Genomic DNA, 10402 nt, shown 5'->3' with positions numbered 1-10402 from the left:
ATCTGGCGCACCACGCGCTGGACAGTGCTGGTGCTTCTGCTGCTGATCGCCAGCGGCACCCTGGCCACGGCCTGGGGCCGCTTCGATCACAGCGACAACCCCTTTGCGCTGGTGCCGCTGCTGCTGGGCGCCATCGGCCTGGGCTTGCGCTATTCCGCCCTGTCCTACCTCGGCGATGCGGCACGCTACCTGAGCCCCAACCCCCAGAATGTGGTGGTGCGTGAGCAGATACGCGCCGATGGCGTAGAGCTGTTGCGCGCATTGCACAACAAGGGCGACTACGACCGCATCATCGTGGTCGGCCACAGCCTGGGCAGCGTGATCGCCTACGACATCGTCGGCTACCTGTGGCACGAACATCACGACCAGCTCACCCAGGTGACGCCCAGCAATCGCGAACTGGCCGCCCGCTACGCCCATCACGAAGCGTTGCAACCGGTGATCAAGGAAGCACTGCCCAACGCCGGCGCCGCCCTCGACGGCAGCCTGGGCAGCACCTTGCGGTTTCGCGAACAGCAGGCGGCGGCGTTTGTCGAACAGCGCGGCCTGGGCAACCCGTGGCGCATCACCGACCTGGTCACCGTCGGCAGTCCGATGGCCCATGCCAGCCTCTTGTTGGGCCGCAGCGTCAGCGACTTCAAGCAACGTATGGAGCGCCGCGAAGCCCCGGCTTGCCCACCCACCGAGGATGACAAGGGCTACGGTTACAACGCCCGCCAACCGGTGATGCTCGGCCAGCAGCCTTTTACGCCGTACTACCTGCACCATGCCGCAGCGTTTGCGGTGACGCGCTGGACCAATCTCTACTTCCCGGCACCTTATGGCCTGTTTGGCGACATCGTCGGCGGCCCGGTCAAGCCGGTGATGGGCAACGGTGTGCTCGATTTACCGGTCAGCGTGGGCAAATGGAAAGGCTGGCTCGCCCGTTCCTGGCTCAGCCACACCCACTATTGGAGCGAGCGCGGCGGCGCCCAGGGTTACCTCACCGCCCTCACCCAGGATGAACATGCGATCAGCCAAGGCCCGCGCCCCTCGGCCACCGAAGCCTTGCGCTGGGCGGTCGACCTCAAAGGTTTGCGACGCTTCCGCCCGGCCGATGCCAAGAAAGTGGTGGCGCCCGCCGAGGCTTAACCGGCGAAGCCACCGCCCTTGAGGAACTCATGTTCCTGCTCGGTGGTAACCCTGGCCAGCAACGCGTTGCGATGGGGAAAGCGCCCGAACCGCTCGATGATGTTCGCGTGCTCCTTGGCCCAGTGATAGGTGCTGGCGTCCAGGTGCTGATTCAGTTCAACCGAGCGCAGCTGATCCGCCAGGTCTTCGGAATGTTCGAACGGCAAATAACAGAACGCACGCAACTCAGGTTCGATCAATTGATCCAGCCCGGCACCCACCATGCGTTGGGCATACAGCCGCGCCAGTGGATCGGTGGCGAACATATGCGCGGTGCCACGAAAGGCATTGCGCGGATACTGGTCCAGCAGAATCAACAAGGCCAGCGCGCCCTGCGCCGATTCCAGCCAGCCCTCCAATTCACGCCTCGCGGCCTGCATATGAGTTTCGTGGAAAGTGTCGCGAAACGCCGCGTCAAACGCCTCATCCTTGGCGAACCAACGCTTGGGGCCGGCCTGTTTCCAGAACTCGATCACGGCCTCGGCCGACTGTGCTTGCATGCTCATCATCACTCCCCCAACGATCCTGAAAACCTCAACAAAAACTGGCCGCAACACCCTCGAGCATTGCGGCCAGTCTTTGAAGACAGGTGTTTAGACTACTCCAGTTCAGCCCGCAGTTGACGCGCCGCCGTCACCATATGAATCAACGCCGCTTCCGTCTCCGGCCAGCCCCGCGTCTTCAAGCCGCAATCCGGGTTGACCCACAGGCGCTCGGCCGGAATCCGCTTGGCCGCCTTGCGCAGCAGGTTGGCCATTTCCGAAGCGTCCGGCACCCGTGGCGAGTGGATGTCGTAGACACCCGGACCGATTTCATTCGGGTAAGCGAAGGCTTCGAAGGCGTCCAGCAGCTCCATGTCCGAGCGCGACGTTTCGATGGTGATCACGTCGGCATCCATGGCTGCGATGGACTCGATCACATCGTTGAACTCGCTGTAGCACATGTGGGTGTGGATCTGGGTTTCGTCACGCACACCGGAGGCGCACAGGCGGAACACTTCGGTGGCCCAGTCCAGGTAGTGCTGCCACTGCGCCTGGCGTAATGGCAAACCCTCGCGGAACGCGGCTTCGTCGATCTGCACGATCTTGATGCCGGCAGCCTCCAGGTCCACCACTTCGTCGCGAATCGCCAGGGCCAATTGGCGGGCCTGCACTTCGCGGCTCACGTCTTCGCGCGGGAACGACCACATCAGCATGGTCACCGGGCCGGTCAGCATGCCCTTCATCACCTTGTGGGTGAGGCCTTGGGCATAACGAATCCACTCTACGGTCATGGCCTTCGGGCGGCTCAAGTCACCGAAGATCACCGCCGGTTTCACGCAGCGCGAACCGTAGCTCTGCACCCAACCGAAGCGGGTGAACACGTAGCCATCCAGTTGCTCGGCGAAGTACTCGACCATGTCGTTGCGTTCTGCCTCACCGTGCACCAGCACGTCCAGGCCGAGGTTTTCCTGCACCTCCACGGCGTGCTTGATCTCGCTGTGCATGGCTTCGACGTATTCGGCCTCACTCAACTTGCCAGCCTTGTACGACTGGCGCGCCAGGCGGATCGAGGCGGTTTGCGGGAACGAACCGATGGTGGTGGTCGGGAACAATGGCAGGTTCAGGCCGGCACGTTGTTTCTCGATACGCTGGGCAAACAGCGACTGGCGCTGGCTGTCCTTGGCCGTAATAGCCGCGACACGTGCCTGTACAACGGGCTTGTGGATGCGTGGCGAAGCCGCACGGGCGGCTTGGACAGCGCGGCTTTCAGCCAGGGCCGCCAACACATTGGGAGCTTCGGGCTGATTGACAGCCTGGGCCAGCACGGCGACTTCCGAGCACTTTTGCACGGCAAAGGCCAGCCAGCTTTTCAGCTCGGCATCCAGCTTGTCTTCACGGCCCAGATCCACCGGGCTGTGCAGCAGCGAGCAGGACGGTGCCACCCACAGGCGATCGCCGAGCCTCTCATGGGCGTGCTGCAAGGTTGCCAGGGCTTTTTCCAGGTCGCAGCGCCAGACGTTACGGCCATTGACCACGCCCAGGGACAACACTTTATAAGCCGGCAGGCGGTCGAGGATGGTCGGGTACTGGTCCGGTGCACGTACCAGGTCGATATGCAGGCCGTCGACCGGTAAGTTGGCGGCCAAGCCGAGGTTCTCTTCCAGGCCGCCGAAGTAAGTTGCCACGAGCTTTTTCAACGGATCGCGCTGGATCAGGTTGTAGGCACGCTCGAAGGCGTTTTTCCATTCTTGAGGCAAGTCGAGTACCAGGATCGGCTCGTCGATCTGTACCCATTCCACGCCCAGCTCGGCCAAGCGTTGGAAGATCTGGCCATACAGCGGCAGCAGGCGGTCGAGCAGGTCAAGTTTGTCGAAGTCGTCGCCCTTGGCTTTACCCAGCCACAGGTAAGTCAGCGGGCCGATAACCACCGGCTTGACGGTGTGACCCAGGTCGCGGGCTTCCTGCACCTCTTCGAACAGTTGGTCCCAACCCAGATGGAATGTCTGATCGGCGCTGAACTCAGGCACCAGGTAGTGGTAGTTGGTGTCGAACCACTTGGTCATTTCCTGGGCGTGGGCACCGCCGCAGCAGGTGTCGCTGACGCCACGGGCCATGCCGAACAAGGTGTGCAAGGTGGCTTTGCCATCGGCTGGGCGGAAACGCTCGGGGATCACGCCGAACATCAGCGAGTGGGTCAGCACCTGGTCGTACCAGGCGAAGTCGCCAGCGGGCAATAATTGGATACCGGCGTTTTTCTGCAAGTCCCAATGGGCCTTGCGCAAGTCACGGCCGACGGCCCGCAGGCTGGCTTCGTCGAGCTCGCCCTTCCAAAACGCTTCCTGCGCTTTTTTCAGTTCACGATCACGTCCAATGCGCGGAAATCCAAGGGAATGAGCGACTGCCATGACTTACAACTCCAATGTCTTTATGTATGGCAGCCATTGTCGATAAGCACTGATAGTGAGACAAACTCATATTATTCTAGATGACCACAAGTTTCCCTCATGTTGCATTCAGGTGCAGATAGAACGCATGGAACATGAAATACGCACACACCGCCAACGCCACACCCATGCAGCGATTGAACACTGTAAACGCTGACGTTCCATTGATCCGCCGCCCCAGCAAGGCCCCGAGCAGCGCATAAACCCACGGCGCACCGAATGCACCGAACGCCAGCGCAGCCGAAACGACGGCGATGGAAACCCCGGTGATGTGCGCCGCCGGCAGCATCACGCTGGTGATAGGCAACACCGCCATGATGCCCTTGGGGTTGAGCAACTGAATCACCAGGCCATTCCAGAACGTGAGGGTCTTGACCGACGCCGTCGCAGACTGTTCATCCACCACCGTGCGGGCTGTGAACACCTGATAGGCGAGGTACAGGGTGTACACACCGCCCACCAGGGAGATGTACGGCAACGCCGCCTGGGAAATGATCGCCTCACCGGTGTAGCCAAACAGCACGAACAACACCATCATCGCGCAGCCCACCCCGATGAAGAACCCGGTGGAGCGTTGGAACTGGCCGGTGAGCCCGGCGTTGAGGCCCATGAAGTTGACCGGGCCTGGGCTGTACATGACGCTGAAGGCGTAGAGGAAGATGTCCATGGGGAACCTGCAGTAGAGGGAATGCGGGAAGTCTACTGAGGGCGTTTGCGCTGAATCTTGTACGTTTGTGGTTCAGCGTGCCTGTGCTGAAAACCACTGCATGATCACCCTGTAACCTGGGTGAGACGCTGCCATCGGCTGCAGGCATAACGCATACACCCCGCCCGTCACCAACGGCTCACCCAACGGCACTACCAACACTCCACGTTCGATGGATTCAGCGGCCAGAGTCAGATCGGTCATCGCCACGCCAAGCCCGCGAGCAGCGGCGTCCAACGCCAATTCGTCGAGGTTGAACGGGATGTGTCGGTAATCCTCCAGCACATCGGCGCTGTTGGCGGCCAACCACACGCGCCAGTCTTGCTTGTCGGTCGAACGGTGCAACAACGCCACATTGCGCAGGTCATCCAGCGTTTCAAGCTGCCCCAGCTTGGGAGCGCACACGGGTACCAATTTTTCCTGAAACAACGTCAGGCACGCAGGATCGTGCGGCGGTTTGGGCAAGTACTGAATGTAAGCATCACTATCGCCACCAGGCTCGACCACTTCGGTTGCAACAGTCTCGATGGCCAGGGAAATGTCTGGGTGCAAGCGGTAGAAATCGCTCAGTTTGGGCAGCAACCAGCGTACGGCCAACGACACGTGCAGACGAATGCGGAATGGGCGTTTGTGCGGCGAGATGCGGTCCTCCAACACCTTGAGTTGCGCAAGGATACTGCGCGCGTAAATCAGCACCTGCTCGCCTTCAACTGTCAGGCGCAAACTGCGGCTGGTGCGGGTGAACAGTGCCACGCCAAAGTGGTTTTCCAATAGCTGGACCTGGCGACTAACAGCGCTCTGGGTCAGGCACAACGTCTGCGCAGCCTGGGTGAAGCTGGCACTGTCGCTGACTGCCACCAACGTCTGCAGGCCTTGCAACGATGGAACGTGACGAAGCTTATCCATGCGTTTTCCGAATAACTGGATGATTTTATAACGTTGGTTGTATCACCCAAGTCCCTATAAATTCCAGCCATCGAATCAAACCATTCATGCGATCAACGCATGCAGCTGAGGTTACCGTGGAGAATATCTGTGGCTGGATAGCCCAAACCGAACCCCTACCCGCTCGCAGCGCCTTGAAGGGCACGCAACAGACAGACTGGCTGGTAATCGGCGCTGGCATCACCGGGCTCTGCGCGGCTCACAGCCTGGCGGCTATGCACTCCGAAGCTCGCATCGTGATCATCGACCGCCAGTGCGCGGCGCAAGGTGCCTCGGCACGGAACTCGGGGTTTGTGGTGGCACACGAACACCCAACTGAAAGCGAACTGCTGGGCAATGCGGGTTTCGCGGGTTTTGAGGTGGACACCGCGATCTCTCGCGCGGCGAGTGACGAGGTGCGCCAGCGCGTTGCTCGCCATGCCATTGACTGCGATTTGCGCGACAGCGGTTACTTCTTCGCCGTGCATGACGCCGATAAGCTCGACCACGTAGACAGCAAACTCGCCACCTTGCTCGCCCTTGGTGCATCTGCGCATTTTTTGCAAGGCGACGCGCTGCACAAGAAGCTCGGCACCGCGCATTACCAGGCCGCGATCTGGTGCGGAAATGGTAACGCGCTGTTGCAACCGGCCAAGTATGTGAAGGGGTTGCTGGCAGCGTTACCGGCCTCAGTCAGCCTGTTTGAAAACACCGACATCACCGGCCTTGAGCGAATGGCCAACGGCAGCATTCGCGCGACCAGCCCTGGGGGGCAGTATTGAAGCGCGGCAGGTGCTGGTATGCCTGAATTCGTTTATTCCCCGCGTCGGGTTGGACCGCAGCGCCACGTTCCCCATGGAACTCAGCGCCAGCCTCACCCGCCCGCTGACGGAAAAAGAATGCGCCGCCCAACCCTGGGGCGTGCTGTCGACACGGCCACTCGGCGCCACGGTGCGCCTGACACCGGACCGGCGCGTGATGATCCGCAATACCGCCGAGTATCGCACCCGTGATTTGTCCAACACCGATTTGCTGCAACGCCGCCAGCACCATGTGCTGGGTTTGCAACGGCGCTTCCCCTGGCTCACCGAGCAAGACATTGACTACACCTGGACCGGTCACCTCAGCGCGTCGCGCTCCGGCCAACCGTATTTCGCCAGGATCGAAAACAACCTGTACGCCATCGCCGGCTGCAACGGCTCCGGGGTAGCACGCGGTACCTTGTGGGGGCGATTGATGGCCGAGTGGGCCAGCGGTCAAAGCTCACCGTTGCTGCAATCGGTGATCCAGCGTGCACAACCTGGCTGGTTACCGCCACGCCCGTTGTTCGACCTCGGTGCCCTGTTGCGCCTGCGCATCGAAGCGGTGCGCGCCCGTTCAGAAATCTAAAACAAAAAAAGGTGAATGCAATGCCTATCAACCGAGTATCCGTGGCCGTCATGCTAGGTGTGTTTTCGCTGGCCAGCCATGCCGCAGAGGAGGTGAACATCTCCAACTGGAACGGCTACATCGCCGACGACACCCTCACGCGCTTTACCCAGGCCACCGGGATCAAGGCCACCTACGACATTCACGACAGCAACGAAGTGCTTGAATCCAAGTTGATGACCGGCAACACCGGCTACGACGTAGTCAGCCCGTCGAACCACTTCCTGTCACGTCTGATCAAGGCCGGCGCGATTCAGAAACTTGACCGCGGCCGGTTGCCCAACTGGAAAAATCTCGACCCGGTCTTGATGAAAAAGCTCGAGACCAATGACCCCGGCAACCAATATGGTTTTCCCTATATGTGGGGCACGGCGGGCATTGGCTACAACGTCGAGAAGATCAAGGCGATCTTTGGCAACACCGATGTCACGCGTTCATGGAAGATGTTTTTCGATGAAGACACGATCAAGAAACTCAGCACCTGCGGCGTGGCGATCATCGACAACCCCACGCAGATCCTTCCCATCACCCTCAACTACCTGGGCCTGCCTCACCATAGCCATGAACCCGCCGACTACAAACAAGCCGAACAGGCACTGTTGAAGATTCGGCCGTACATCCAGTACTTTCACGCCTCCAAGTACATCAGCGATTTGGCCAACGGTAATATCTGCGCAGTGATTGGATTCAACGGCGATGTGGTGCAAGCCGCCGCCAGTGCCAAAGAGGCCAAGAATGGCATCGACATCGCCTATTCCATCCCCGAAGAAGGCTCGACGCTGTGGCTGGACATGGTGGTAATGCCCAAGGCCGCGCCCCATGAGAAGAACGCCTACGCCTACATGAACTACCTGCTCGACCCCAAGGTGATCGCCAACATCAGCAACAGCATTCACTACGCCAACCCCAACAGTGCGGCAGATGAGTTTCTTACTCCAGCGGTGAAGCAAGACCTGGCGATCTATCCGCCGAAAAGCGTGATGGACAAGCTGTTCATCGTCGAGGACCTGCCACCCGCAATAGCACGGCTGGCCACGCGGTTGTGGAACAAACTAAAGACCAATACCTGACCAGTTCTATCGACAGGGCTGGCGCCTTCGAAGCCTCGCTAAAGCTCGACATCTCCCACAGGGGACTGACGGTGTCTGTAGATCTATAGCCAAACGCTTTCTACTTACTAGCAGGACTCAACTGTGGGAGGGGGCTTGCCCTCGATGGCGATGGGGCTGCCAACCGTGACGCCGCCTTCGAAGCCTCGCTAAAGCTCGACATCTCCCACAGGAGATTGGCGGTGTCTGAGGTTATGCGTCACCAAGCCAGACTCGACTGCAACCGCCAAAATATCGCGGGCTGAAACGTTGACCCAGGTTTCGGCATCGACCTCTCCAACCGAGGCCAACCAACACCTGACCATCTGATACCCCAGCGCATACCCCAACCACCTGGGTTTATCCCCGGCACCAAAAAACCACGCACTGTGATCGTAGTAAGTCGCTTCAAGCTCACTCAGGCTCACCGGCGCAGCTTGCAATGCTTCAAGGCCAAGCGCCCTCTCCCACGGCTCCGGTTCGCTGCCAATCACATGCTGCACGAACTGCCCGGCCAGCCCTTCGCTGATGAGCGCTTCACCCAGCGTCCAACCGTACCCTGGCCCCGCCATGCGCAGGCAATGATGCACCTCGTGAACAATGTGCCGATGCACCGCCCCGCCTTTGAGGCTCGCGGCGAAATTAGGGTTGTCGGGGTCCAGGGTCATGGAGAACATCGTGCTGCGATAAGCCCGCCCGACCAGGCCCAATTGCGCAATGGTTTCACCGGGCAAGCGCTGGATCAGCACATCCAGCCGTGGCGGCGGCATCCGTCGAGCAATTGCGCGATAAGCCACCTCAAACTCTTCATTCAACTCATTGCGAAGCTCAGCCAAAGAGCCCGAAGCCTCCAACCAGTGCAACGTCCATGCATCCATCATGACCTCCCGTCGACAACTCCAGGACCACATGTCCAGGCAGCCCATGATAGCGATAGACGGTCACACAGCCAGGGTAACTTGCAAAGGTGCGCGGCAAATTCCGCTCGCTAACCTTTCGATCCGCTTCAAGTGCGGGCACAATGCGTGTCCTTTTTTGGCAGGCACCGCCGCAGGCTCTCAAAAATGATCAAAACGCCGTACTACCTCATCGATAAACAGAAGCTTCTGGTCAACATGCAGAAGATTGCTTACGTACGCGAGCAGTCCGGCGCCAAGGCGTTGCTGGCGCTCAAGTGCTTCGCTACCTGGTCGGTGTTCGACCTGATGCAGCAATACATGGACGGCACCACCTCGTCGTCGCTGTATGAGTTGAAGCTCGGCCGCCAGAAGTTCGAAGGCGAGGCGCACGCCTACAGCGTGGCCTGGGCTGACGATGAAATCGAAGAGATGCTGGATAACTGCGACAAGATCATCTTCAACTCCATCAGCCAGCTGCAGCGTTTTGCCGAGCGTTCCGAAGGCAAGACCCGTGGCCTGCGCGTGAACCCACAGGTGAGCAGTTCCGACTACCTGCTGGCTGACCCGGCGCGTCCGTTCAGCCGTTTGGGCGAATGGGACCCGGTGAAGATCGAAGGCGTGATCGATCAGATCTCCGGCTTCATGTTCCACAATAATTGCGAGAACGGCGATTTCAGCCTGTTCGACAAGATGCTGGGTGTGATCGAAGAACGCTTCGGCGCGCTGCTGCACAAGGTCGAGTGGGTCAGCCTCGGCGGCGGCATCCACTTCACCGGTGAAGACTATGCCGTGGACGCGTTCTGCGCGCGCTTGAAGGCGTTCTCCGAGAAGTACGGCGTGCAGGTGTACCTGGAACCCGGCGAAGCGGCGATCACCAACAGTGCTTCCCTGGAAGTCACCGTGCTCGACACCCTCTACAACGGCAAGAACCTCGCCGTAGTGGACAGTTCCATCGAAGCCCACCTGCTGGACCTGCTGATCTATCGCCTCAACGCCAAGCTGGCGCCAAGCGACGGCGAACACACCTACATGGTGTGCGGCAAATCCTGCCTGGCCGGGGACATTTTCGGCGAGTATCAATTTGATCGTCCGCTGGCCATCGGCGATCGGCTGTCGTTCATCGACACCGCAGGCTACACCATGGTCAAGAAAAACTGGTTCAACGGCCTGAAAATGCCGTCCATCGTAGTGAAACAACTCGACGGTACTGTCGAGGTGGTTCGTGAATTTGGTTACGACGACTACCTGTCCAGCCTTTCGT

8 protein-coding genes and 1 pseudogene are annotated in these 10402 nt (G+C 59.9%); 4 read left to right on the top strand and 5 right to left on the bottom strand.

Translation table 11 applies throughout. The features are described 5' to 3' along the window. The coding region (locus ACRESD_RS24405) for a hypothetical protein (RefSeq protein ID WP_431753250.1) at positions 1-1131 on the top strand (1131 nt) is incomplete at its 5' end. On the opposite strand, the gene ACRESD_RS24400 is transcribed toward ACRESD_RS24405, so the two are convergent. The 4 genes from ACRESD_RS24400 to ACRESD_RS24385 form a co-directional block, all read right to left on the bottom strand. After that, positions 1128-1670, bottom strand: coding sequence for a DUF924 family protein (locus ACRESD_RS24400; RefSeq protein WP_431753251.1), 543 nt, complete (start codon positions 1668-1670; stop codon positions 1128-1130). The two genes, ACRESD_RS24405 and ACRESD_RS24400, sit on opposite strands and share 4 nt — an antisense overlap. 98 nt (positions 1671-1768) lie before the next feature. Then, a complete protein-coding gene (metE, locus tag ACRESD_RS24395) occupies positions 1769-4057 on the bottom strand; it encodes a 5-methyltetrahydropteroyltriglutamate--homocysteine S-methyltransferase (RefSeq protein ID WP_431753249.1) in 2289 nt (762 codons plus the stop codon). A gap of 97 nt (positions 4058-4154) precedes the next feature. Next, positions 4155-4763 carry a LysE family translocator gene (locus ACRESD_RS24390; RefSeq protein ID WP_431753248.1) on the bottom strand — a complete coding sequence of 203 codons (609 nt, stop codon included), beginning with the start codon at positions 4761-4763 and terminating at the stop codon, positions 4155-4157. Between the two features lie 72 nt (positions 4764-4835). After that, the gene (locus ACRESD_RS24385; RefSeq protein ID WP_431753247.1) at positions 4836-5708 is read right to left on the bottom strand and encodes a LysR substrate-binding domain-containing protein; all 873 of its coding nucleotides are present in this window, start codon (positions 5706-5708) and stop codon (positions 4836-4838) included. A 116-nt stretch (positions 5709-5824) separates the two neighbouring features. Here ACRESD_RS24385 and ACRESD_RS24380 point away from each other — a divergent pair. Together ACRESD_RS24380 and ACRESD_RS24375 are read left to right on the top strand one after the other, a co-directional pair. Beyond that, a pseudogene (locus ACRESD_RS24380) lies at positions 5825-7115 on the top strand (NAD(P)/FAD-dependent oxidoreductase). Positions 7116-7135: 20 nt separating this feature from the next. Further along, positions 7136-8224, top strand: a complete 1089-nt coding sequence (locus tag ACRESD_RS24375) for a polyamine ABC transporter substrate-binding protein (protein ID WP_431753246.1) — start codon at positions 7136-7138, stop codon at positions 8222-8224. 188 nt (positions 8225-8412) lie between these two features. On the opposite strand, the gene ACRESD_RS24370 is transcribed toward ACRESD_RS24375, so the two are convergent. Further along, positions 8413-9120: a DUF2268 domain-containing putative Zn-dependent protease gene (locus tag ACRESD_RS24370; RefSeq protein WP_431753245.1), complete on the bottom strand. Its 708-nt coding sequence runs from the start codon at positions 9118-9120 to the stop codon at positions 8413-8415. A gap of 186 nt (positions 9121-9306) precedes the next feature. Between ACRESD_RS24370 and ACRESD_RS24365 the strand changes: the two genes are divergently transcribed. Continuing rightward, positions 9307-10402: carboxynorspermidine decarboxylase (locus ACRESD_RS24365; RefSeq protein ID WP_178922248.1), on the top strand; the 1096-nt coding region annotated here is incomplete at its 3' end.

The sequence above is a fragment of the Pseudomonas sp. genome, assembly GCF_050739995.1.
Taxonomy (GTDB): Bacteria; Pseudomonadota; Gammaproteobacteria; order Pseudomonadales; family Pseudomonadaceae; genus Aquipseudomonas.
Note: the sequence above shows the minus strand (reverse complement) of the source record. Positions and strands in the feature narration are given on the sequence as shown.

Excerpts from the sequence above, each read along its gene's own strand:
- ACRESD_RS24385 (WP_431753247.1), bottom strand. The coding sequence starts at position 5,708 with ATGGATAAGCTTCGTCACGTTCCATCGTTGCAAGGCCTGCAGACGTTG.
- ACRESD_RS24370 (WP_431753245.1), bottom strand. The coding sequence starts at position 9,120 with ATGGATGCATGGACGTTGCACTGGTTGGAGGCTTCGGGCTCTTTGGCT.
- ACRESD_RS24390 (WP_431753248.1), bottom strand. The coding sequence starts at position 4,763 with ATGGACATCTTCCTCTACGCCTTCAGCGTCATGTACAGCCCAGGCCCG.
- ACRESD_RS24400 (WP_431753251.1), bottom strand. The coding sequence starts at position 1,670 with ATGCAAGCACAGTCGGCCGAGGCCGTGATCGAGTTCTGGAAACAGGCC.
- ACRESD_RS24375 (WP_431753246.1), top strand. The coding sequence starts at position 7,136 with ATGCCTATCAACCGAGTATCCGTGGCCGTCATGCTAGGTGTGTTTTCG.
- metE (WP_431753249.1), bottom strand. The coding sequence starts at position 4,057 with ATGGCAGTCGCTCATTCCCTTGGATTTCCGCGCATTGGACGTGATCGT.